Annotated in this window: 18 protein-coding genes; 15 read left to right on the forward strand and 3 right to left on the reverse strand. The window is 44.4% G+C overall.

The features are described 5' to 3' along the window. Positions 1-84: 84 nt before the first annotated feature. Both OPS25_RS02870 and OPS25_RS02875 read right to left on the reverse strand, forming a co-directional pair. The gene (locus tag OPS25_RS02870; protein ID WP_265616153.1) at positions 85-1341 is read right to left on the reverse strand and encodes a Y-family DNA polymerase; all 1257 of its coding nucleotides are present in this window, start codon (positions 1339-1341) and stop codon (positions 85-87) included. Then, positions 1341-1745 carry a LexA family protein gene (locus OPS25_RS02875; protein WP_265616174.1) on the reverse strand — a complete coding sequence of 135 codons (405 nt, stop codon included), beginning with the start codon at positions 1743-1745 and terminating at the stop codon, positions 1341-1343. The genes OPS25_RS02870 and OPS25_RS02875 overlap by 1 nt, the downstream gene beginning before the upstream one ends. A gap of 171 nt (positions 1746-1916) precedes the next feature. On the opposite strand from OPS25_RS02875, the gene OPS25_RS02880 reads away from it, so the two are divergent. The 7 genes from OPS25_RS02880 (at position 1917) to OPS25_RS02910 (ending at position 12684) form a co-directional block, all read left to right on the forward strand. Then, positions 1917-3242 carry a mechanosensitive ion channel family protein gene (locus OPS25_RS02880; protein ID WP_265616175.1) on the forward strand — a complete coding sequence of 442 codons (1326 nt, stop codon included), beginning with the start codon at positions 1917-1919 and terminating at the stop codon, positions 3240-3242. A 158-nt stretch (positions 3243-3400) separates the two neighbouring features. After that, a complete protein-coding gene (locus OPS25_RS02885) occupies positions 3401-5125 on the forward strand; it encodes a DUF4856 domain-containing protein (RefSeq protein ID WP_265616154.1) in 1725 nt (574 codons plus the stop codon). 83 nt (positions 5126-5208) lie between these two features. Beyond that, entirely contained in the window at positions 5209-6423 is a 1215-nt protein-coding gene (locus OPS25_RS02890; protein ID WP_265616155.1) for an imelysin family protein, read from the forward strand. Positions 6424-6434: 11 nt separating this feature from the next. Beyond that, entirely contained in the window at positions 6435-8639 is a 2205-nt protein-coding gene (locus OPS25_RS02895) for a TonB-dependent receptor family protein (RefSeq protein WP_265616156.1), read from the forward strand. A gap of 13 nt (positions 8640-8652) precedes the next feature. After that, positions 8653-9645 (forward strand): sterol desaturase family protein, encoded by a 993-nt coding sequence (locus OPS25_RS02900; protein WP_265616157.1) that lies wholly within the window; start codon positions 8653-8655, stop codon positions 9643-9645. 1088 nt (positions 9646-10733) lie between these two features. Beyond that, on the forward strand, positions 10734-11318 hold the full coding sequence (locus tag OPS25_RS02905; protein WP_265616158.1) for a porin family protein: 585 nt from the start codon (positions 10734-10736) through the stop codon (positions 11316-11318). A gap of 208 nt (positions 11319-11526) precedes the next feature. Next, positions 11527-12684 carry a GGDEF domain-containing protein gene (locus tag OPS25_RS02910; protein ID WP_265616159.1) on the forward strand — a complete coding sequence of 386 codons (1158 nt, stop codon included), beginning with the start codon at positions 11527-11529 and terminating at the stop codon, positions 12682-12684. 58 nt (positions 12685-12742) lie between these two features. On the opposite strand, the gene OPS25_RS02915 is transcribed toward OPS25_RS02910, so the two are convergent. Next, on the reverse strand, positions 12743-13096 hold the full coding sequence (locus tag OPS25_RS02915) for a hypothetical protein (protein ID WP_265616160.1): 354 nt from the start codon (positions 13094-13096) through the stop codon (positions 12743-12745). 292 nt (positions 13097-13388) lie between these two features. Between OPS25_RS02915 and OPS25_RS02920 the strand changes: the two genes are divergently transcribed. From OPS25_RS02920 to OPS25_RS02955, 8 genes are all read left to right on the forward strand, one after another. Continuing rightward, positions 13389-15566 carry a VTT domain-containing protein gene (locus OPS25_RS02920; RefSeq protein WP_265616161.1) on the forward strand — a complete coding sequence of 726 codons (2178 nt, stop codon included), beginning with the start codon at positions 13389-13391 and terminating at the stop codon, positions 15564-15566. After that, positions 15554-16264, forward strand: a complete 711-nt coding sequence (locus OPS25_RS02925; protein ID WP_265616162.1) for an endonuclease/exonuclease/phosphatase family protein — start codon at positions 15554-15556, stop codon at positions 16262-16264. Before OPS25_RS02920 ends, OPS25_RS02925 begins: the two co-directional genes overlap by 13 nt. Before the next feature lie 779 nt (positions 16265-17043). Continuing rightward, positions 17044-18600, forward strand: coding sequence for a DUF4331 domain-containing protein (locus tag OPS25_RS02930; RefSeq protein ID WP_265616163.1), 1557 nt, complete (start codon positions 17044-17046; stop codon positions 18598-18600). A 9-nt stretch (positions 18601-18609) separates the two neighbouring features. Continuing rightward, complete coding sequence (locus OPS25_RS02935; protein ID WP_265616164.1) at positions 18610-19110, forward strand: Ig-like domain-containing protein; 501 nt, start codon at positions 18610-18612, stop codon at positions 19108-19110. Positions 19111-19157: 47 nt separating this feature from the next. Continuing rightward, the gene (locus tag OPS25_RS02940) at positions 19158-20234 is read left to right on the forward strand and encodes a tetratricopeptide repeat protein (protein WP_265616165.1); all 1077 of its coding nucleotides are present in this window, start codon (positions 19158-19160) and stop codon (positions 20232-20234) included. A 3-nt stretch (positions 20235-20237) separates the two neighbouring features. Beyond that, entirely contained in the window at positions 20238-21347 is a 1110-nt protein-coding gene (locus OPS25_RS02945; protein ID WP_265616166.1) for a HupE/UreJ family protein, read from the forward strand. A gap of 600 nt (positions 21348-21947) precedes the next feature. Next, the gene (locus OPS25_RS02950) at positions 21948-23894 is read left to right on the forward strand and encodes a tetratricopeptide repeat-containing diguanylate cyclase (protein WP_265616167.1); all 1947 of its coding nucleotides are present in this window, start codon (positions 21948-21950) and stop codon (positions 23892-23894) included. Between the two features lie 20 nt (positions 23895-23914). Next, on the forward strand, positions 23915-26254 hold the full coding sequence (locus OPS25_RS02955) for a DNA polymerase II (protein WP_265616168.1): 2340 nt from the start codon (positions 23915-23917) through the stop codon (positions 26252-26254). Positions 26255-26257: the final 3 nt, after the last annotated feature.

Consider the following 26257-nt stretch of genomic DNA (forward strand, 5'->3'; position numbering starts at 1 on the left):
TTCTTATTCCCAACGCATGCATCCTGTAAAATGCGAAAGGAATCTTACAACGAGTGAGTCAATGCAAAGCTAGAACCCTGACGCTTAACATTTTATGCGCGGTATATCACTCCAGCGTGTGGTATATCGTGGGGACAGGAAGGCTTGTTTCATGTGAAATTGCTGTTCAGCGCCGACTGCGGCAAATTGTAATGCATTACGACCGAATTTCGTATTGATCGAATCTAGGCACGCCATTAATTGTTTTTTATCGGCAGACATGGTGAATAAGTCCTTTTGTTGATTCACTTCTTCAGCAAGATCTAATAATCCGACGCCACATTTATAAAAGTTTACTCCTGCCTTATAAATAGTCTCCACTGCTTTATGCGCCGCCGTGAGCACCACACTGGTATCGGCAGTGGCCCACTCAAATTGCTTAAAAACCGTTTCTTTATAATACCCTTTGGAATCATGAGGCGAGCTTGCGGCAAAGAACACTGCGCTTTTCGCCACACTTTTCTGATTACGCAATTTTCGACAAGCTATCTGAGCGTGCATGCTAAGCGCGTAACGAAGTTGTGCTTTGTCGGTAATACGCTCGCCGAAACTTCGGGTGCTAAACAGTTCTTTCTTATTTGCTCGCTCTTGCTGCCAACTTAATCTCACCTCTCCTTGTAATTCTCTCACAGTGTTTTCAACCACTATGCTAAATTGCTTTCCCATCTGCAAGGGAGACTGACGCGCCAGATCCAGGGCACTGCGAATTCCCATTTGATTGAATCGAATTCCTAACCGTTTTCCCACTCCCCACACGTCTGTCACCGACATTTTATTAAGTACCCGTTTACGTGCGTCTTCGTCGTCTAATACCGCTACGCCATTAAATCCCTCGACCTTTTTCGCCGCATGATTGGCCGCTTTTGCCAGGGTCGGTGTGGGGCCAAAGCCCACTCCGACAGGTAACCTTACTTCTTTCCAAATTTTGCGGCGTAACATTTCGCCAAAGTTGAACCAGTTTTGCTCTGTGTCGTGAAAATCGAACTTGAGAAAACATTCATCAATTGAATAAATGTGCACTTCAGGGCAGCTCAACGCACACACATCCATCATTCTGCTACTAAGGTCTGCGTACAGGGCATAATTGCTGCTTCGAATTACTGCATTCAGCGCTTTGGCCTGTTTCTCTATCATAAAGAATGGTACAAAATTCTTTAGTCCCAACTGTTTGGCTATAGGACACGCCGCGATTACACAGCCATCATTATTAGATAACACCAGTACAGGCTTATCGCGGATGGCAGGATCAAATACTTTTTCGGCGCTGGCGTACATACTTACCGCATCAACTAACGCGAACATTATTGTAACGAACTCAAACGTTTATGCAGGCGAACAGATCGAATAACGACCCCTTCAACACAGAACTCATCCTCCTCCGACAAGTGATAGGCAGGCATGTTGACATTCGAAGACATCAACAAACGCTGTTTTTTGTGAAATCGCTTGCACACAAATTCACCATTCAGCGTCGCCACAATAATGCTGTCGTCTCTGGCTTTTTCGGCACGCGATACCACCAGCAGATCCCCATCAAAGATCCCATCGCCCACCATCGACTCCCCTTTGGCAATGCCAAGGTAGGTGGCGTGAGGATGCTCGATTAAGAGTGCATCTAAACTCAGAGAGGATTCAATGTATTCCCCAGCTGGAGATTCAAATCCGATGATCGACGCATGTGCGTATACCGGTAAAAACTGCATAATGCATCCCTTAATACTGTTTATATGTACAGTGTATTTTTGATCGATTGTGCGCCATGATCAACTAAAATAATGTTATGTATAATGTCTATTTAGCATTACTCGGATTGACAATTAGGGCGAGTCGCTTAAAGATGAATACAACAGTCACGTGTGAAAAAAACAGAAAAACAAATGATTACTGACGAAGTAGCGTCCCTTTTTGAGCGGGCGTCCAATACTGCGCAAGATATTATTTTCAGTCCCGATTTTTTATGGCAGTTACTTGCTATTGGCCTGATTTATGTTTGTGCATTTGTCTTTGCCCGACTTATTCGACGCCAAGTTCCCTTTATGGATGCGCCTCCCGATGCGGGGGCACATGCCTTACGTGTGCTGGGTTATAAGCTGGGAGGAACAGTCTTTCCGATACTGGTGATCACCTTTCTCAAACTTTCAGCGACGCTGGGAGAGCGTTACCAACTTGATCCCTGGCTACTTAAAATTGCCTTTATTATCGCCGTTCTGATTTTTTTAAATTCATTTATCCGGGCATTTGTCGGCAGCCAAACGGTGGCGTTACTGTTGCGCTGGGTAGGGCTGCCAATCATATTTTTACATATGATTGGTGTACTACCCGTGGTGGTAAGCGCGCTGGAATCTATTTCAATTGAAGTGGGAAATGTGGATATTTCAGCCTATGGAGTAGTACGGGTTATCTTATTCGGTGCCCTGTTGTTCTGGCTGGGGCGTGCCTCAAACAACCTTGGGCAGGATATGATCCGCAGCCATACCGCTTTGGATATCACCACCAAGGAGGTGATGGCCAAGCTGTTTGAAGTGGCACTGTTCTGTATTGCCTTCTTATTACTGCTGAATATTATGGGCATCAATCTCACCGCCCTCGCCGTATTCGGGGGTGCGGTTGGTGTGGGGTTGGGCCTAGGTTTGCAGTCTATCGCTTCCAACTTTATCTCTGGCATCATTATTTTGCTTGATCGGTCTCTTACTGTAGGAGATTTCGTAGAGCTGGAGGAAGGCCCCAAGGGGTTTGTACGCGAGTTTAAGATGCGCTATGCCGTGGTGGAAACCTATGATGGCAAAGACATTCTCGTTCCTAACGAAAAATTCATCAGTGGACTGCTGATTAACTGGACGCATAAAGATCCTAAACAACGTTATCGCATTGATTTTGCGGTCGCGTATAAAACAGATATTCGAGCCATGTGCGAAATTATTAAAAACGCGGTGGCCGAGCACCCACAAGTTATTAGCGGGGAGGATGTGCCTTTTGAAGAACGGCCAGACTGCGAAATAGATAGCTTTGGGGATTCCGGCGTGAACATGTTTGTGGAATTCTGGATGGAGGGGATTGATGATGGCAAAAATCGCGTGGGCGGAGATTTGCTGTTAACTGTGTTTGAGACACTACGTGAACATGGTATCGAAATTCCCTTTCCGCAGCGGGAAGTTCGTGTCCTCAATGACAGACCTCTCTCGTTCACTAATACTACCCCTTAAATAAACCACCAAAGCGCGCGCTAAGCGTGCGCTTTCTCTCACTCATCACAGTAACACAACAGCATACTCATCTAATTGCAAAAATTGATGCAAGTGATATTGATTCTCATTTAAATTTTGGCATAATGTGCGCAGATTTTAGAATTAAAGGAATAGCAATGCCGAATAAAACGCTTCTTGCACTCTCTATCTCTAGCCTGTTTGTTCTGTCAGCCTGCGGTGGCTCTTCTAACAATGACGCCGCTCCAACTCCGACGCCAACACCGACAAACTCTGCTCCAACGGATATCAGTTTATCTGCAGCAACAGTTGACGAGAACAGCAAAGGGGTAACGATCGGTACGCTGTCAGCAACAGACGCCGACAGCAATGATACGTTTACCTTTACTACTGAAAACGACAAATTTGTTATTGATGGAGATACCCTGTCGTTGGCAGAAAATGTATCTTTCGACTATGAGCAGGCAGCGTCCGTTGATGTTGAAGTTACGGTAACTGATAGTGCCAATGCAGCATTTACTAAGACTTTAACCATCGAAGTGAATGATTTATTGGATTACTACGGTTTTGAAAGTGCCTTCGTCAATGGGGAATCATCTGTATCCTATAGTGGTCAGATAGCCCGTCACTTGTTAATCAATGATTTGACAGTTTTAATTGATACGCAATTAGGCGACACAGCCACGTTCGATACTAACATGCCCCATCAAAATAAAGCGGCGGTACTCGAGGCATTAAATTCGTACTTTGAGGTATCTGATTATGCCGCTCTTTCCGAAAGAGCATTATTGACTACTACCGATCCTGCTGCGCAGCAACAGACGTTGGCCGAAGTCTCCTCGTCCGATAAAAACTTGGTAGGCAAAATTGCAGGTAATGATGAAGTCGGTCAACACAAAGATTGGAACACGGAATTTGCCGGCTGGGGTGCAGTGGGTAGTACTACACCTGAGGCATTGGTCAGAGCTTTCTTTGATGAGCTGGCTGATAACGCGCAAACACAACTTGATGGTACAGTTCGTCAAGACCCCTTTGGACAAGACATTACCAAAATTTATCTCACTGATGATGGTCGCGATCTAAAGCAACTTATCCAAAAGTTCCTTTTGATGTCAGTTGCCTATTCACAAGGTACGGACGACTATCTGGATGATGACACCGACGGCAAGGGTTTGAAATCAGATCACACCAATACTGACGAAAATTATACGTCTTTAGAGCACCAGTTTGATGAAGGATTTGGTTATTTTGGTGCAGCACGCGACTATTTGGCCTACAGCGATGAAGAGATTGCGAAAAAAGGCGGTCGCGACGATTGGCAAGGTTATCATGACTCCAATAGCGATGGCGAAATTGACTTTGAGAGCGAATTTAACTTCGGTCAATCGACCAATGCTGCTAAGCGAGATTTAGGTGCGACAACAGAGGTTGACCTTACTGCACAAGCAATAAATGCATTCTTAGCAGGTCGTAAACTATTAAATGAAACAGCAGGAACGGCACTGACTGCGGAGCAAATGACGTCACTTCAAGAGCACCGCGACGAAGCAGTTTCGGCGTGGGAACAATCCATTGCGGCGACTATCGTGCATTATATTAACGATACTACTGCTGACCTGGAAGCCATCGGCACTGATGAATTTAGTTATTCTGATTTAGCTAAACACTGGTCTGAAATGAAAGGTTTTGCCTTGGGGCTTCAGTTCAATCCACGCTCAGCAGTTAACGACGCTGACTTTATAACGCTTCATGAACTAATTGGCGATGCTCCGGTGTTAACGGATGCCGCAGCAGTAGATGCGTATATCGCTTCGTTAGCCCAGGCGCGCGATATTCTTCAGAACGCTTACTCATTTAGCGATGCAGATGTCCAAAACTGGTAATCCGATAAGGTTTAACACTAAATGAAAACTAACGGAGTCATCTCTTCATGGTGACTTCGTTTTTTGCGTGCTTGGAGAAGTTTATGCAACAACGAATAGCCTTCAGTCTATCTGCCATCGGTTTAGCCATCACATTAGCTGGTTGTGGAGAAAGCACCAGCAGCGAAACCGGCACACAATATGGCCATCCTTCAACGACTCCTGTGGAAAACAATTTCAATGAGTCCGCTTTAATTGCCTCCGTGGTAGATAACGTGTTGGTTCCCACCTACCAGGCTTTTGCCACTAAAGCCGATACATTACACCAGTCCGTCAGCACTTATTGTGAAGCGCTGCGAACAAACAGCAATCCGGCATCTGCGCAGTCAGACGCGCAAGACGGCTGGAGAGCCGCCATGCATAACTGGCAATTAGCCGAAGTCATGCAGATTGGTCCCTTAGCTGAGAATGATTTTGCCCTACGCAATCGCATTTATTCATGGCCAAACGTGAGTACCTGCGCCGTCGATCAGGAGGTCGTCAGGGCACAAGATGATAACTATGATATCAGCACCCGCACGGCCAGCAGGCGCGGATTGGATGCACTTGAATATACCCTTTTCAACACAAGTTTAGAGCACACCTGTACTGTCGCTGGCACGGAACCCGACAACTGGGACAAATTAACCGATGAGCAGCGCAAACAGGCCCGTTGCGACTACGCTGAGATTGTCGCCTCCGATTTAGTTAACAATGCAAATAACTTAGTTAGCGAATGGTCAGGTGATACGGGTTACGGCAATATACTTAAAAACGCAGGCCAGCCTGATAGCCGTTTTAGCACCTCTTTAGAAGCGGTGAACGATATCTCAGATGCTATGTTCTATGTGAAAGAGGTCACGAAGGACGCAAAGATTGCCACGCCGGTGGGGATTGCAGCTAACGATTGCGGAACCTCGCCCTGCCCGCAGAATGCAGAATCAGTCTATGCAGACCACTCGCTACAAAATATTATTGCTAATTTGAAAGCATTACGAACCCTCTTTTTAGGAGGGGAAGAAAGCGATACGGGTTTTAATGACTTTTTAAGTGACGTAGGCGATAACGATACTGCTGAGCGGTTACGCACGGATATTGAAGCGGCGATTGCTTATGCAGAAAGCCTAAATGGTTCTTTCAGTTCTATCCTTGAGGATAGTCCTGAGCAAATTGAGAGCCTGCACGACGATGTCAAGACCGTTACTGATACCATGAAAACGGATTTTATCGAAAGCCTGTCCTTAGAACTTCCTGCCACGTCAGCCGGTGATAACGATTAATTAAAAATATTATGAAAAAGCACACACTCTCATTATTTACTCTTGCCATACTCTCCAAAAGTGTCTGCGTAACCGCAGATGATGCTTCTTCCATTGAACATATTAGTATTATTGGCAATCAACAGCAGCTAGATACCGCCGCAGGTTCAGTTACCTTAATTGATGAAGCTGAACTGGAAACGATGGAATTTGATGATATCGCCCAGGTGTTGGCTACCGTTCCTGGGGTAAACATTCGACAGGAAGATGGCTTCGGCTTACGCCCCAATATAGGCTTTCGGGGCGTCACGCCGGAAAGAAGTAAAAAGATTAATATAATGGAAGATGGGGTTCTAATCGGACCGGCGCCTTATTCGGCACCTGCCGCCTACTATTTTCCAATGATGAGCCGGATGACGGCAGTGGAAATAACCAAAGGCCCCTCTTTGATAAAGTACGGCCCCAATACTGTAGCGGGCGCGTTAAACCTGATTACCCGTCAAGTGCCCACCGAGCAAACGTTGGGCTTGGATGTGGCTGCGGGTACGGATGGCTATCACAAAGGGCACGCTTATTATGGCAATTCCATTGAAAAGTTAGGTTTCCTACTGGAAGGCTTGACGCTTTCAAGTGATGGTTTTAAAGAGCTCGAAAGTGGCAACCAAACGGGTTTTGACAAACAGGATTACCTAGCGAAAATTCGTTATGATCTGAGTACTGACAATTATGATCAGTTCGTAGAATTAAAAGCAGGGTATGGTAAAGAAGACAGTAAGGAAACGTACCTGGGTTTGACCGACGAAGACTTTGCCCAAAACCCTTATCGGCGTTATGCGGCAAGCCAGCTCGATAATATGAATTGGCAACATGATCAGTTTCAGCTCACCCACTACTTAGCGGGCAGTACCTTCGATGTTACTACACGCCTTTATCGCAACAATTTTGAACGCGCCTGGTTTAAATTAAATGGTTTCGCCAGTTCCCTGGGCGGGCAAATCCCTACTCTACTCGAATTACTCACCAGCCCTGACAGTGAAGAGAACCAGCGCTTTTATGAGGTGCTTCGTGGTACAAGCGACAGTACGGTAAGAGAAAAACTGCTGTTGGGAAATAATGATCGTGAGTTTTACTCTCAGGGAATTGCGATGGATGGCAACCTGGATGTTAACGTACTAGGACTTAGTCACCAGTTGCGTGCAGGAGTCCGCTGGCACGAAGATGAAATTCAGCGCAATCACACTGAAACCAGCTTTTTAATGCAAAATGGCATACTCATCCTTACAGGCGAGGAAATCGTGGCAACCACGACAAACACTGAGCGTACTGAAGCCACGTCTGTCTATGTGGCTGATACGATTCAATTAAACAAATTAACCCTTAGCGCAGGTGTCAGAGGCGAACTAATCAAAGGGTTTTATCAGAATCGAACTCCAGGCTTTGAACAGGATTATCAAAATAAAACGACGCGTATTTGGCTACCTGGCATAAACGCTTATTACGCTATCGACGACAACAATGGGATTTTTGGCGGCGTTCACCAAGGGTTTGTGCCTACCAGTCCCATTCAGGCAGAGTCGGTGGAAGTAGAAAAAAGTGTTAACTATGAATTAGGATGGCGCTATGTGGAGCGCTGGCAACGGGCGGAGCTAGTAGGTTTTTTCAATGACTATTCAAACTTGCTAGAGTCATGCTCCCAGTCTGCCGGGTGTGACACCGACCTGACTTTCGTAGCCGGAAATGTCGACGTATATGGGTTGGAAGGCAGTTATCAGGAAAATCTTTTTTTAGATAACGGCTGGCAAATTCCTCTATCTGTTACCTATACCCATACCCAGTCAGAGTTTAAAGACAATTTCTATTCTGCTTTTGAGCAATGGGGCTTTGTAACTGCAGGGAATCCCGTCCCCTATTTAGCTGAAAATATGCTGGCGGTCTCTGCAGGTGTTAAGGCCAGCCTGTTTGATATCACTCTAATTATCAGTTATTCAGACAGTATGCCTGAATCTGCCCAGTCAGCATTAACGGACGCTGGAGGTGACAGTACATTGGCCGGCCACGAAACTGACACCTTGCTAAACCTAGACTTAAGTGCTGGGTATAATTTCAGCGATAACAGCCGCATTTATTTTAAAGTGGACAACATATTAGATGAGCAAAATATTGTGAGTCGCCGCCCTTATGGTGCGCGCCCCAATAAAGCGCGCCAGTTCCAGCTCGGCTACAAGTATAGCTTTTAATATATACGCCATCATGGACCTGCTATTTAATGAGTTTCAACAATTAGCCAATTCGCTTTTTGATGCGAATAGCAGGCTCTTTCTTGGTTATCTGATTGGCGCTATAGTGTGCGCTGCCCTGGTGTTTGCCGCTCAGAGCGGGCAACGGACCCTTCCCGCGCTAGCTCGGTTTTTGTTTCCACGCAAACTCTGGTGGCACCGTTCTGCACGACTTGATTATCAATTACTCGTTATTAACCGATTGATTCGAGCATTTTTGTGGGCACCGGTCGTACTCACCATGGTTCCTATCGCGTTGGCATTCTCAGATTTACTTGAAGTGTGCTTTGGGCACATTGCTCCTATTGCGAAACGACCGGATGTGGTTTTATTTAGCTTTACACTTATCCTGTTTCTTTTGGATGATTTTACGCGTTTTATTCTGCACCTTTTAATGCACAAAATACCTTTTTTATGGCATTACCACAAAGTACACCACTCTGCTGAAGTTCTGACCCCATTAACAGTGTACCGCTCACATCCACTGGAGAGCTTTTTATATGCGTCGCGCATGGCCGTGGCTCAAGGTATAGCGGTAGGCTTAAGCTATTATCTGTTCGGACCCGCATTATCCATGATAGATATCCTGGGGGCTAATTTGTTTATTTTTATATTTAATATGTTCGGTTCGAACTTGCGCCATTCTCACGTGAAGTGGCATTGGGGACAGCGGGTTGAAAAGTGGTTGATCAGCCCTGTTCAACACCAAATTCACCACAGCACGAAGCCAGCGCATTTTGACAAAAATTTTGGCACTACGTTGGCTGTATGGGATAGGCTATTTGGTTCACTGGTGCTTTCTCAAAAGGGTCAACCTCTGAGGTTTGGCTTAGGTAAAGGACAACGAGCACATCGCGACCTTTCTGACGCTTACCTGGGCCCCGTTAGGGATCACTGGATTTCAGCAAAAAAAGCTATCTCATCAAAGCGGCGGAGCAATCGACAGGCTGGGTCCCATGCAGTGTAAAGCTTCTCACGTATAAGGGGCTTTCTCCTATCCCCTCACTACGTCCCCCACCCCGTAGCTATCCGATAGTTGAATTTGAAGGTGGGATCACAGATATGAAAACCGCAAATTACTGACCACACCTTGTTAATGAAGATGGCGATTTTCACTGGACGAGTTTTCGTGAGCCAGTGTGAAGACAGCATAGTAGAATTGCGGCTACAGATTACATTTTCATTAACTTGCTTCAATCAAACACTACGTACTTCACATGCGGTGGCTGAAGTGTCTTTCCACGCACTCGCTGAATTATTCCCTAAAAAACATACTGGATACCCCCAGCGCTTAGTTTTGGTAAATAATGTGGGTGCTTTTTAAAAAAATATTCAGCAACTCTTACTCAAAGATTGGCTTCTCAACGTCATCAACATCGATGGGTACATTGGGAAATCCCTCACCGATGCCAGCAATGCGATGGGAGCGGGTTGAAATGATGTTTAAGCGCCATGTGAATTTGTGCAAATGGAGGCAGACATTTTGAGGTTGGTATCAGGTTAAATTTTTAGTGAACTTGAAAAATGCGAGTATAAACATGCCTTACCTTAGCCAGAAAATAACCTAGAAGAAAAGGCATCTGAGCGGACTGGACAGTTTACCAAAGCTTTGCGAGGGCTGGAAATCACGCAGAAACAGTTAGGGGAGACAGTAAAAGTTGCCGCGCTTGATAACTTAGTAAGCGTTATCGCTAGAGCGCTCCCCCCTGAGAGTGGCATTACTGCGCCTTCATCACGCTGCTAAGAAGAAACCCGGCGCAAATGTCTTATTCTGGTTAGCTGACTCCTCCTTCCCCCTCACATAAACTCCAACTATTTTGCAGGGTCACTGTGTAAAGCCTGCAACATTGGGGAGCCAATGAGAAAGCAAACTTTTTGACGACTGCGCCCTGCCAACTTTACTGGCGCGCAAAAAAACACCTGCAACATTAAATATGACCCACCTAAAATTAAATATAGCTTATTCTTCATCCATTCCCTGTGCTTTGGTACGCAGCTTGAAGTAGGTCATATGTCGAAAAAGTTAATCGTATAACCTACAGAAGGAATGAAGTTATGAAGAAAACACTCACTGCAATAGCTAGTTTGGCGGCACTTTCATCATATAACGCTTTCGCTCAGGAACAAGGTACCTACGACCGCGAATATAACGAAGGGGTGTATGTTGGAGCGAATTATGGCTGGCTTCGGGTGGACAGCGATGATGAATTTGACGATGACAAAGATGTCTGGCAAGGGGTTGTTGGCTATCGTTTTAATCAGTATTTCGCCTTAGAAGGTGGATATATCAATTTTGGCGATTATGGAAATGATATAACCGAAGCGTCAACTGATGGCTTTACTACTGCTTTAAAAGGTAGTTACCCCATTACTGAAAAATTCTCTATCTACGGTAAACTGGGTCAGCTATGGTGGGAAACCGATTATAAACTTGGTGATGTCAAAGGGAAGTACGACGATGAAAGCCTTTTTGTTGGCGGCGGTGTAGCGTATGAAATTAACCCCCAATTTTTAATTACAGCTGAATATACCGTGTATGATGCTGATTTAGATGCTGAAGATGCCATCGAAGATATTGATGACACCAATTTTGATACTGACCTTAAACAAGCCAGTATTGGTGTAGAATACCGCTTCTAATCTCTCCCGCCCCACAGCTATGCTGTGGGGCCTCCAAACTAAACTGTATTTCCACTAATACCTAAGTATTAACACTCACTGAGCTTGTCCCACCTTGCCCGCGTATTGGGTTGCTATACTCAATTTTGGTGGCATTAAAAAGGATGTTGTTCTTGTCATCCTTTTTTACATACCACATGGACTTATCTTTTTCGCAGGAATTCACAGGATGGAACAAGTTCTCCCATTCGGCGTTGCCATCGCCATCGCGTCTAACTTAATGGTGTGTTTATATTTTGTCATGCTCAACCGATACCATCAGGAAAATCCTGCGTACCTTTTTTGGGCCAGCTCCTGTGGGCTGTTTTCGTTGGGTGCATCGAGTCTGTTCGCAGCTTATCACTTCGAAAGATATGTATTATTAGTACCGCTCGCCAGTATTGCACTTTTTACCGCCTGTTATTGCTTGTTTATCGGTTTAAACCGTTTTGAGCTGACCAGCTCGCCAACTAAACAACAAAAACAGATTAACAAATTTTATGTGATTGGCCTGGCCGTCATTGCCGCGTCGTCGATGTATCCGCACACCTTAAATGGCGTGACCTGTTTATTGATGGCTGCCAGTTTATTGCTTACAGAAGGGTGTTTTTGCAGACGCCGAACCCACGCTTTTGTAGGCTACACCGCACTTCGGATTGCATTATTTGTTCACGCGGCAGTTATGTTTTTGCAGGGTATGATCCTGCTTTATCAACCTGTGACAATGAGTATTCAATTATCAGGCACATGGATACAGATCATGTTACTAACCCATTTACTCATGACCATGTCTACCGCTTTGATCCTGCCCATGTTGCAGTTAACGCGAAAGCAGCTTCATTGGGAGCGGCTGGCCAATACAGACGAACTGACCCGGGTTTTAACCCGCAGAGCGTTTTTAAAAAAAGTGGAACGCTCGCTTACTTCAACGGGTAAAACGGCGCTGCTTATGATCGACATTGATCATTTCAAGCATATCAACGACAACTATGGCCATCAGGCAGGCGATGTAGTTTTAAAAAAAGTGGCAGGCAGTTTACAAACTTACGTACGTCGTCAGGATGTCGTTGGTCGCTTAGGCGGCGAAGAGTTCGCTATCCTCTTGCCTGCAATCACCGACAAAGAGGCGAAAAGCATCGCCGACCGAATATTAACGAGCGTAGCCAATCTGGAAATAGGCGTTGATGAGCACATAATAAATGTCACAGTAAGTATCGGCGTTGCGTTTTCTCAGCAAGGTGAAGAGAATTGGGACCGCTTATACAGTTATGCAGATAGCGCGCTTTATCAAGCGAAAAGGGGCGGGCGAAATGGGATAGCGGTACAGAGTGACTCCCTGTTAATATAAATGGGGACAAACAAGAGCAAACGAGACCATTCGCAGGTCTCGCTTGAGATCCTGAAACTTAGTAGCTTTGCCCTGCCCGTTCAGTCCGACGAACGATGGCTTCATCAACCGATACGTTATGTTCTATCCAGTAGCGTGCTTCTTGAAACTTGAATCCTTCTTTATTCCATGCGAGGGCCTGCGAAAATGGGGCACCATAGCGTTTCCACTGGATCGCCGCCATCGGTTCAAATCCGGCACTGCTCCATTTCTGTGCTTCGTTTACTGAGAACTTTCCGTACGCCCATACTTTTGCTTGCTTAGAGGTAAAACCAGCGTTTTGCCAATCTTTGTGGGTAGAGGCTTCCCCCCCTGTGGCAACAAATGCCGTAGCTAAAATTGCTGCCGCTGTATTTAGTAATTTACTACCCATTTTTTCTCCTTTGCTGGTCCAGCCAAGCGTTTATATTCGTATTTTAGAATGTTGCTCACAGAACTGTTTAATTAAAACAAGCAAATGATCTATGAGAAAAAAATTCATACCACCACCACTTACTTTCAAATTAGAAGCCCCAGCTATCTCTTTCGTTCCATGCAAATATTATTAAATACCTGTAATTTAATGGCCTTGGTCGGGATTTACTGTCTCAACATGATAGTGGAACAAAATCTGCAAGCTGACCTTTATTTGATTTTGTCCAGCGGGTGGCTAAACAGGAGGCCAAATGTCGTCTAATAATTCCATTTTTCGAGAAGGAGAAAACTGTTGGGTTACCAGCCAGGTTGCGCATGCTGCTCCTTTGATTGATGGAGCTGACTATTACCGCGCGCTTCACTCATCAATTGTCAAAGCGAAACACAGCATTTTTATTGTAGGTTGGGATATTGACAGTCGCATTCGTTTACTCCATGGCGAGGAAGAAGAGCAAGCTGAAGCGCCTTCTGTCATCAGCGATTTATTAAAATGGAAAGCGGAAAAAAACCCCGATATCAAAATCTACCTTTTGAGATGGGATTCTTCTTTAGCGTTCTTTGCGCAACGTGAAATGTGGGCCAAAGAGGTGTGGGAAGAAAAGACTCCCGATAATGTTGCCACAGAATTGGATGATACGATCCCAATGGGTGGCAGCCAACATCAAAAAATTGTTCTCATCGATGACGAAGTTGTATTTTCCGGTGGTATGGATGTATCGACAAATCGTTGGGATACGCGGGATCACCCCGTTGTTTCCGACGACCGTGATGGCCCCGATGGCCCGTATACCCCATTACATGATGTACAAATGGTCTCCAGTGGGCCGGTAGTAAAAGAATTCAGCAAACTTGTTCGCTGGCGCTGGGTGCGCGTTTCAGAACGTGAGCCAATTGCAATTAGAGAAAGAGCGCCTACTGGTTTAGACGATACCAAGCCGGCGACCTGGCCGGACGGCGTAGAATCATGGCTGGAAAAATGCGACTGCGCGTTGGCCAGAACCATTCCTCTAATGGATGATGCTGAGCCCGTTCAGGAAGTACGGAACATGCTGCTTGACCTTATTAGCCAGGGGGAGCGGGTAATATATATCGAAAATCAGTTTACTAGTCGGGTTGAGATTGCTGAAGCATTAAACAAGCGAATGCGCGAATGCCCTACCTTACATGTGATAGTAGTGAGTTCCTACGAACCCAAAGGTAAATTTGAGTGTGAGGCCTTTTGGGCGGGACGAATTGACTTCAAAAAAGCGCTCGAAAAGGACATAGATCCGCAACGCGTCATCATGACCTACTCCTCAATCGAGGATATTAAGGGTCGAAAAGCGTATAAACGTATTCACTCAAAAGTTATGAGTGTCGACGACAAATATCTTGTTATCGGTTCCTCTAATATAAGTAACCGGTCTATGACCCTGGATACTGAATTAGACACTGTTTTGTTTGGCAACAATGAACATAATCGCAAAGCGATTGCGCGAGTACGCGATGATTTGTTGGCGGAACATACTGGTCGTGACGTTGAAAGTACGGCGAAACTGATGCAAGAGGATAATCCTGCACAAGCATTGATGCAGGGACAGATTGCGCACGGTTACGTACTTACCGAAGTACGTGATGAAGTTTTCACAGACCAATCCGGAAAAAACTTTTTCAAAGCTCTGTCCGATCCTGAAGAGCCACTCATTCCCGCTATTGAAGTAGCCAGTGAGAAACTCCCGCCGCTACGTAACCCCCGCCGTCGTACAATTATGATTTTGCTGGGTGTGTTGGTTCTGGCCGCCTTTGGGGGTGCCATCTGGTATGCCAGTCACTCTATTCCTTGGCTGAATGCGGAGAATATCAATGGGTTTCTAGAGAAAAGTAGAGGAACCTACTTTGCCCTCCCCACGGTGCTAATGGTGTATGTAGTCGGTGGGTTCCTGTTTTTCCCTGTCACAGTTCTTTCCCTTGCAGTGGCCGCCATATTTGGACCTATTTGGGGGCCTATTTATGGAATGCTGGGCGCCTTGCTGAGTTCAGCGTCAATGTTCGGTATAGGTATGCTGTTGGGGAACGCCGGATTGAAAAAAGTGGGGGGACCTAAGGTTGAGGCGCTTGATAAAAAGTTAAAGTCGACGGGGATCGTAGGAGTTGCCGCGATCAGGATGTTACCAATAGCCCCTTTCAGCTTAGTGAACCTGGTGGCAGGAATTTCCTCTATTACACTTTGGCAATTCCTGATAGGTACCTTTTTAGGCATGTTTCCGCCCATGATTGCGAAAGGTTTAGTGGGAGATTCAATTACCCAGATTTTCCGCAATCCGTCTCCACAAACTATCGGTTACTTAGTTGGAGGAATAGTGCTGTGGGGGTTGATGATATGGGGGTCGCAGAAATTCGCCAAATGGTATCAGGCAAGAAAGGAAAACAGTGAAGAATGTGTCGCGTAGTAACGTATAATATCCACAGTGGCGTAGGTACTGACAAGAAGCAGGATTACCGTCGTATAGGTAATTTCCTGGCAGAGACTGGTGCGGATATTGTGTTATTACAAGAAATGGATACGCGACCAGAAAGTAGAGCTGTCAAACAGGATATTAAAGATATATGCGCAGGTCAGGTATATAAACTAGCCTCGTCTCCAGCTTTATCAGAGGAAAGTGGCTGGTATGGCAACGCTATCCTTAGCCGCTATCCTATTGTGAGCAGTGAAACGTTGGATGTGAGTCAAGATGGTTTTCAACCGCGAAACATTCAGACTGTAGTGGTGCAAACTCATAAAGGGCCGCTCACGGTTATTAATACACATAAAGGATTAAAAAAAAAGGAACGGCGTTCACAATTCGCGCAATTACACGAATATATAGAAGAACGCATTCGATTGTTCCCCACCCCCCTGATACTGGGTGGAGATTTTAATGAATGGCAGTTTTTCACTTCCGCGTTTAAAGCGCTCAATCGAATATTAACCCCCACAAAGGTGGGTGCCACCTTTCCCAGCAAGTTTCCCCTGTTTTCGCTGGATAGAATTTGGACTACCAGCGATATAACAGTACACAAATGCAAACGCATTAAAAATAAAAAAACAAAGCTGTATTCTGACCATTTGCCAATTCAGGTCGATATGCAATTACCTAAATCTGTATAACAGCGGTTATTTTCAAACATAATTGTCATTCATTTACTGGCGGTTGAAAGAGCGTGATGCGGTGTTTATATTTTTATCAGCTTTTCACTGCCAAACTGGAAGGTTTGAATTACTTGTTCATCTATACTTCTCGCAACCAGCGGGCTAATTGCACACGTCCTCTGTGCGCTTTTTTGGTTAACAGGTAAGTGAATTCTAAGTAAATGATGTTTCGAAAGGTTTAGATGCTCAGTGACGCTAAATGAAGTTTATTGCGACCAGGCGAAACCAGTGAGCAACTTACAATACCGCAGCAAGAATTAAAAAATACTCTCTCCAAAGTTTGTGCTGCGAAATTTTAAAAAAATATCAGCACCGATTTCATCCCGTGCGAATCATCCAAACAGCGGGCAGATATCGTTATTGCTCCCATCTACTCATAGCCAATTGACGTTCTGAAAGAACACCCATTTATTCCCCATCTAACCATTCACCTGTCAAACTTTCTTGTTTGTAAAACGGCGTTATCAGGTGACATTTCTCGTAAATATCATTTCAAAAACTTCACCTTGCAGCGGATATTCAGCTTTTGTCGAATACTTAGAAAACGCGAACGTTAAATAAAAAAATTCTATTTCAAAATACATTTCTGAGAAAACCTTTCTATCGCCGCAACAAAGCAAGGTAGTTATAACCTCAGCTGGAACATTAAGTATATTTAACCCAAATAACTAACAAGTAGGGCATCTATTTTACACCTTCATACGTTGACTGACTGAACTCTTCATTAAGGAACATTCATGTTTTGCAAAAAAATTTCGGTAATCGCTGTAGCGGGTGTACTTTTTAGCGCTGGTGCGGTGGCCTCAAGTCATCGTGAGGCACCCAACATTACAAAATATCCTAAAGTTGATTCGACCGATTATTATATTTTTAATAGTTACGAGGAAGGTCGTGGGGACTATGTCACCATGATTGCAAATTATATCCCGTTACAAGATCCCTACGGTGGGCCCAATTACTTCTCGATGGACCAATATGCCGAGTATGTCATTCACATAGATAATGACGGAGACGCAGTAGAAGACATAAGTTTTGCGTTTACGTTCTCTCGCGAATTAGGAGCGGGGGGAGATGGCATCGCACTTCCAGTGGGGGTGGGCGAAAATCAAAAAATGATAAAAGTACCTTTAAAAAACGTGGGCGGAATAGCTACGGGGGATAACTCCGGTACTGTCAATTTTTTCGAGTCATACAAAATTGAGATGGTATCTGGCTCTATGCAGGATGGTGAACGAAGTGAAATCACTCCTTCCGGTTCAGAAAAGTTTGGCAAGCCAATGGACTATATCGGGAATAAGACATTTACAGATAAAGCTGGGTATGAAGCGTATGCAGCACAGTTTGTTTATAACTTCGCTGTGCCTGGCTGTGATGCATCAGGTAAAGTATTTGTGGGCCAGCGCAAAGACTCTTTTGTGGTTAACTTGGGTAAAACGTTCGATTTAGTCAATTATGTGCCAGTTGATGGTGATAGTTTCCCAGGCGGAATTACGCAAGATAGCGCGAATGATGATTTAACCGATAAAAATGTCACGTCTATTGCGATTGAAGTTCCTAAAACTTGTCTTACTGGGGACGGGAATGGCGTAGTAGGCTCTTGGACTACGGCAAGTTTGCCTCAAGCCCGGGTGTTAAATCCAAATGCGACGTTCGAAAAACCTGAAGTGAATGGGGGGGCAATGACGCAAGTTTCACGCCTGGGCAACCCACTGGTAAATGAAGTAGTTATTGGACTTGAAGATAAGGATCTATTTTCAACGGCCCATCCAACACAAGATAGCGCGTTGGCTGATTACGTTACCCACCCTGTCTTACCAGAGATTTTAAACATTCTTTTCAAAGAGCCTGTCAATTCTACGCTGAGCACGGATTTCGAAACTATTGCGCCCACGAATATTCCAAGAACTGATCTTGTGGCAGCGTTTTTAACTGGGGTTGAAGGTGTAAATCAACAATCCACTGTCACAGCTTCAGAAATGATTCGGTTAAATACAGCTATCGAAGCAAAAGCCGCTGCAGATCAATCTGCTTTTGGTGTAGCGGGTGATGATTTGGCTGGATTTCCTAACGGCAGACGTCCTGGGGATGACGTGGTAGACATCGCCTTGCGCGTAGTTATGGGCGCACTTTGTCACGATATCCCAGTCAATGGAGAACCCACGAATTTGGGTTTTTGTGAGCCTGCTGACGCCCCTGTAGGTAATGCAGCGTTTACGGATGGCGCGCCAATAGATGCCTCAATGTTTGATACCTCTTTTCCGTATGTAACCACGCCATTACCAGGTTCAGAATAGGGGAATCATATGAAACATTTTATTCTAGCAGTAGCAGTTAGCATGGCAGTGACCGGGTGTTGGTGGAACGATGATGATGACAAAGGTGTCAACACCCCCCCACCGGTCAATAATGCTCCAACAGCTGAGTCTGAAACCTTTATTACACAAACGGATACGGTAATTGAAGACCAGCTCTCTGCTAACGATCCTGATGGCGATGAGTTAACGTTTGAGTTAGAAGATGCCCCCGCAAATGGTTCAGTGGAGATAGCAGCCGACGGTTCGTTTGTCTATACACCAAAGAGCGAATTTACTGGAGCAGACATGTTTACCTTTAACGTGTCTGATGGTGAGGATACTGCTACTGGTCAAATTGATATTACTATAGAAGTATTGCAAGTGTCGTTTGTTGAGTATTTTAACCAAGCTTTTACGCAAGTCTCAACAGATACGCCCCTAGCAGTGAATGGACGTGAGTTTACACAAGACGCCACAGATTCATCATTTGATGAATACCTGATCGACTAGCATTACTGACATCGGGTCAGGGATGACCTAAAAACAGGGAGATTAATGTGAGGAAAAAATGGCGACTGGTCATATGTTTTATAGTCAGCTCTGGAACTGCATTGGGTAATTCTGCAAATTCAAAGGAGGTTCATTATCCGGAAGATGACAAAATTATTGCAGAATGGGCGGTAATCAAGAACGAGAATTTAACTGCGAAACAAGCGATCGACTTACTGGACAAGGCGGCAAAACTAAACAGTTCAGCAATTTTTGAGATTCACGCTAAACAGACATTAGAACAGCTTGAGAATATGGGCACTCTGGAGCCAGACGCGCTGTTTTTAAAAGCGAAGCTATTACAACGTGAGCACCAATTTACAGACTCAAAAGCTACTCTCACACAGTTGCTGGAGTTTTCACCCAACTATGTCGGTGCTCACCTTTTGATGGCATCTGTCTTAATCAATCAAGGTAATTATAATGAAGCGGCGCTTCATTGTCAGAGAATAGTAGGCCAAGTTAATTATGTCATCGCCATGACATGTTTATTTGAAACTAAATTTGAGAAGCAACCTAGTGACAAGCTGTATCGTCAGCTTCTTAAGATTAGTCGGTTATCCAACTTAACTGCATCCGACTTTATACAGTGGAACGCAGAGGTTCTCGCTTATATGGCTTACACCTTGAATCAACCGCTTCTTGCAATTAAACACTTGGCAAACATTAACTTAGAATTCGCACCCATTAGTCTCATCGCGTTATGGGCGGACGCGCATATGGCAATAGGTGATTCAGCAAAAGTGTTATGTCAACTCGAGGAATGGATTCACCACCCAGAAAATGTCGATGATGCAATATTACTTCGTTTAGCACTTGCGGAAAAAAGTACGCGTACCAGCCATAAATGGCAGGGTCTCCTTGCTCAACGAGTTCAACATAGAGAATGGCGCGACGATTTTCAGCACGCTGGACAGTTGGCACAATATTACATGCTTATTAAGCCGAACAAGCAAAAAGCGCAGAAATTTGCCCGTAAAAACTGGCAGTATGCTAAATCAGCTGAAGACCGACGATTGCTTGAGACTGCGGAAAAATGGGAAAGCCGCGGCTCATTACAAACTGTGCAAAATAAGGGTGAATAAGTAATGAAATCGGTACTGCATTTTACAATAGCATTCATTACTTCTTTCTTTTTATTGCCCGCAGTGCACGCTCATGAAATTAGTTCTGCATATCTAACGCTTGAAAAAGATTCTAATAGTGAGTTAAGCGGTTTACTTTTTTTGAGACCATTTGATCTTGAACAAAGTTTACTTATTGACAGCGATAAAAATGGCGAGTTGACCTGGGCTGAGGTTAAACAACATGAACGAGAAATTGCAAACATGGTAAAAGCAACCCTTACTGTTTTCGACCGCCAGAACGTTTGTCCATTTTCCACATCGTCTTTAGCCACCGCGACTGTTGGAGGACAGTTATTGATCGCCATTCCACTTACTTTTCGTTGTGATTCCAGCAAACAAATAGGGGTGAATTATCAGGGATTTTTTAATATTGATAAATCTCATAAGCTTTTAATTTCAGTTAATTACGGCGATAAAACTCTTAGTAATGTGATCACTACGACGAAACGGCAAATCACCTTCACCGATCAATCTCATTCACAATGGTCAACATTTATTACCTTTGTTAAAGAGGGTGTGATCCACATTTGGATAGGTGTGGATCATATTTTGTTTTTACTCGCGACATTGTTGACGGTCAATTTGGCCAGAAGTAATCGACGATGGGTACCTATTAACAAAGTAAAGGATATATTTAAGCAAACTCTCTACATCGTGACTGCCTTCACTTTAGCCCATTCAATGACGTTAACGGCGACAGCACTAGGATGGATACAAACGAATAGTCGTTACGTTGAATTTGGTATTGCACTGTCAGTGCTGTTGACCGCACTGAATAACATTTGGCCAATCGTTTACCGAATAGGTTGGATTACTTTTGCATTTGGATTATTACACGGGATGGGGTTTGCAAGTGTATTTGCAGACTTAAATGCGAACCAAAATAATTTAGTGCTAACTGTAGGTGCGTTTAATTTAGGCGTGGAAATAGGGCAACTTGCCATTGTCGCTATAATATTCCCTCTCCTCATCTGGGCGCGGAAAGGGAATATTTATCCGAAATATATAATGCCTGCTACGTCTTCAGTGGTTGCACTCACTGCACTGACTTGGGCTATTCAACGATGGTAGTTTCGCTACAAAATGGTCGATTAACATATCTTGGATAAGTCGCCAGAATCCAATAAAATTGACACTAAGTGCCTCTTTCAAAAGTTCGTCTACAGAATTGAACTGCATCATCAACGAAGATTAGCGTGACAAGGATTATATTAATATATTCCACTGAAATCGCCGGTGAATACTTAACCCTCACCCACACTACTGTTCACTGTAGCTGATCATACATAAATGCAGTTAGGTAAAATACTTTTCTGAATAACCGGTGCGGGATTAAGTGAACAAATGGCACATACAGCAGATTAAATTGAATTGAAAAACGACTTTTTTAAACATGCTCTTCATAATAAGGCCATGGACACTGATTACTGACTTAATTTTCACGGAGCCTTACGTATTTAATATCCGCCACATTACCCTCTCCATTTCCAGCATCTGCAACTTCATTAGCGACATTCCCTGAGAGCTGGAAATAGCTTTACTGGGCACCAACACTATTTCACGATTCGCTAGAAGTATTTTCATCGAAAATAAGCATAAATATCCAATTTATAAACGCATTTTTCAATTCACTTAACCGGTGTCCTCGACTACTATAGCGGATGTAATTAAATGTCGGATCAAGTAGTCGTGTTCACCATAATAACAAAAATTATAAATTTGGAACTTAAACTCCGTTTTCATGCAGTAAGCTTATTTGTTTTATTGGGTGTTGGAATAGTTTCTCCAGTGCATGCTCAGGAACCGTCAAAACCGATTTTTAATGACACGGTAAATCAACTGTTACTGTTAACGTTGCAACAGCCAGCAGACGCCATTGACCAGGCTCAAGAGCAATTAAAATCGACCGAGAAAAACCAAGACAAGAGTGAACTTCACTTTGTGCTTGCGCGGGCATATAGCGAATTACTACTCCCGTTAAGGGCTCAAGAAGAGGCGCGCAAAGCGCAATCGTTCATTGAAGATAAAACCAGTGAAGAGTTTAAACGCTATATTTCCCTTTCTATTGCGGAAGCCAGCGCCATCGCGGGTCATGCAGAGGATATCGAAGGTTCAGTTAAAAGTGAGTTAGCGTGGGCCCGAAAACAAAACAACTTCAATATCCAGGCCTACGCCCTGCGTGTAGCAGGACTTGTCCAGCTCACATTAAATTCCGCTGATAAAGCACTTTCGCGATTTCAGGAAGGATACGCATTAACTCAGCATCGCACGTTAAGACTTAAGCCCGCTGATTTTGCCTATTGGATAGCCATGGTATATGAAAACCAGGGGCAACCTGAGCTAGCCATTCCCTACTTTAAAGAGGCGCAGGATTATTATCAAAAACAAGCTTTATCCATTGGAAAAGTACGTACCGAGATCGGCCTTGGGAAAGCACTGATTGCAACAGGTCAGACTAATGAGGGGTTATTGGTTTTACGAGATGCTGCTGAACTTGCATTGGAAGTGGGAGATCTTCAAGGCGTGGCCAACAGTTATCGCCATATTGCTGAACAATTAATTTTGCGTAAAGAAGCCGAACAGGCTGAGCCTTTTTTACAAGACGCACTGATTATATTCAATGATGGGCATAACCCCTTTATGCAAATATCTGTTCTCTTAGCACTGGCGGAAGTGTATTTGCAAAAAGATGCTCATGAAGAAGCTAAAGAATACCTCCAGCAAGCCTTGGCTTTAGCCGAAGGAGAGTCATTTCTGGCGCAGAGAATTGATATTAACAGAAAAATGGCACAGGTACTGGCGGCTCAGGCTGACTATTCAGCGGCCTATGATTTGATGGTCAATAACGCCACGGCCCAGGGTAAGCTGTTCAAAGAACGCAACAGTAAGCGTTTACTACGGCTAAAAACAGAATTTGAAGTTGAACAACAACAAATTCAAAACGCGTTATTGACTGAGCAGAATCTACGCCAAAAAGCTGAAATTCGTACCCGCCTGGAGACCCAGAAATACGGCTTTATGCTGATTTTCTTACTGATTGTAATTAGCTTGCTACTATTATGGTTATACATTAAAGGTAAGCGCCATCGTCAGCACCTTGAAGCCCTCGCCAACGAAGATGTTTTGACCACGTTGCTTACGCGCAGAAAAGCGTTAGATTTAGTTGACCAGCAGCTGAAATTAGCCCAGCGGCACGGTGAAACCATCTCATTGGCCTTACTCGATTTAGATCATTTTAAGCGCGTTAACGATGAATTTGGTCATCAGACCGGTGACAACGTACTACGTTCGTTTGGCATTCTGGCCGCCAGTACGTTTCGTAGTACCGATATTTTAGGCCGCTATGGGGGAGAAGAGTTTTTGTTTGCGTTCCCCCACACATCAATAGATCAGGTTGAAGAAATGTTGCAAAAGTTTTCGGAAACAGTGAAATCGATTCCGGAGAAAATTGACTGCCCCAATGCACACACATCCGTTTCGATTGGATTAATTGAAGCGCGAGATAAACTTTCTACCAGTGAGCTTATTGCTTTAGCCGATCAAGCACTGTATCAGGCCAAAGAAACTGGGCGGGACCGCATAGTCCGTTATAAAACTCAGCTTCCTTCCGGGGAATAAGCTAGCGTTTTTAGTTCTCAGTGAAAAAAGGGTTTATTCTAAGCAAGCGTAGTGTCCATTCCGCAGAAGGAGAGCGGGTTGAACTGTGGGTGAAAACTGCTGACGGTTATGAAAAAATAGTCAGTGAACCGCAACAGAATGTATGTTTTATTTCTGCATCAGCGCAGCCTCTTTTGGAAAGAGAGTGCGCAGCTGCCGGGCTGGCAATTACCTTTGAGTCAAGCCATTTGACTACCCTTGCGCATACGCGGGTCGCGATAGTGCGTACACGCTCTGCCCCCCATATGCGCCAATTACAACTGCTAGCAAAAGCAGAAAATGTTACTCTTTATGAAGCCGATATAAAATTAGCTGATCGCTATTTAATGGAGCGGTTCGCTTACGGCTCTATTGATTACACCTTCACCGAAACACTCGCATCCAACATACCGCAAGTTAGAGTTAAACGAGGCGATTATCTCCCTTCACTCACATCACTTTCTTTAGATATTGAGTGTGATGAACATGAATACCTTTATTCAGTTGCGCTAGCTTCAGAACATTGGAACGAAGTGATCGTCAATCATTCACAGCTGGAGGATATCCAGGTGAAGGACTACAAGCTTACGGTGGTAAACTCTGAAAAAGATTTGCTGAAGGCCCTTTGCCATTCCTTAAAAGAAGCCGACCCAGATATCATTCTGGGGTGGAATGTAAAACAGTTCGATTTTACCGTGCTTGATAATCGCGCTAAAGCGTGCAAGGTAAAGCTCCGTCTTGGGCGAGATAACAGTGAAGCCAGTGTTACTCAGTGGTCCTCAGGACAGACGATTGTTGAGATTGCGGGACGCTGCGTTATCGATGGCATTGAAGCACTGAAAAGCATGGCATTTTATTTCGAATCGTTTTCGTTACAGTATGTGGCCAGCAAACTATTAGGTAAGCGAAAATTAGTTCACGAGGAAGACCAGGTAGCTGCAATTAAACACCTCTATCAATCAAACCCGTTAAAGCTTTCGCACTATAATTTTCAGGACTGCGTGTTGGTCAACGAGATTGCCGCCCACACTGAACTAGTTGACTATCTTGTTTTGCGTGCTCGTCTGACGGGATTAGAGTTAAGTCGCCCCGGCGGCTCTGTGGCTGCCTTTTTAAATTTATATTTACCGCGCATGCATAGAGCGGGATATGTGTGTGGAGTACGCCCACCGGACGGGGGCCTTGCCAGCCCTGGCGGTTATGTAATGAGTTCTATTCCAGGGCTTTACAAGAATGTGTTGGTACTCGACTTTAAAAGTCTGTACCCCTCTATTATCCGTACGTTTAAGATAGACCCAGTGGGTCTGGCTGAAGGACTTGCCAACCCCGATAAAGCTATTGAGGGTTTCAAGGGGGCTAAATTTTCCAGAAACACGCATTTTCTTCCCGATATTATTACTCAACTCTGGCGCGAGAGGGATGAAGCCAAGAAAGCGAATGATCAAGCGCGCTCACAAGCTATCAAAATCCTGATGAATTCTTTTTACGGGGTTTTAGGAAGCGGTGGTTGCCCCCTTTATGACCCACGTTTAGCGAGCTCAATAACCCTGCGAGGTCACGATATTATGCAGCAAACTAAACAGTGGATAGAGGAGGCTGGCTACAAAGTCATTTATGGTGATACCGACTCTACCTTTGTTCATATAGGGGATAACGTGGTATCTAGCCAAGCCAAACAAATAGGGCTCGAGCTGGCGAATATGATTAATCACCGCTGGACAAAAAAACTAAAAACGCAGTTTACTTTGCAATGTCACTTGGAGATAGAATTTGAAACACAATTCCAGCAGTTCTTCATGCCGACTATTCGTAACTCAGAGTTAGGCAGCAAAAAACGGTATGCTGGTATGATAGAAACTGCCGGCAAACAGCAACTTGTATTTAAGGGGCTGGAAAATGTGCGCTCAGACTGGACATCGATGGCACGGGCATTTCAGCATCAACTGTATGAAAGTGTATTTAATAAGCAACCGGTGCAAAAACTCATTCTGACCCTAATTAAAAAATTAAAAGCAGGCGAGTTGGATGAAAAGTTGGTTTATTCGAAACGGTTGCGCAAACCTACGCAGCAGTATGTAAAAAATGTGCCGCCCCATGTCAGGGCGGCGAAAATGGAAGACAAATATCGTCTTGCCCAGGGATTACCGTTAAAGTATAACCGTTCTACAGTGGTTAAATATGTTATGACAGTTCAGGGCCCCCAGACTGTCGCATCGATACATAGCCCTTTAGATTATGACCACTACGTTGAGAAACAAATCAAACCTATCGCCGAGAGCATTCTGCCTGTCGTTGGCATCGATTTTGAAAAGCTTATTACCTCTCAGTTAGGCTTATTTTAGCCA

Origin of the sequence: Alteromonas aquimaris (assembly GCF_026183695.1) — a bacterium.
GTDB classification, from domain to species: Bacteria; Pseudomonadota; Gammaproteobacteria; order Enterobacterales; family Alteromonadaceae; genus Alteromonas; species Alteromonas aquimaris.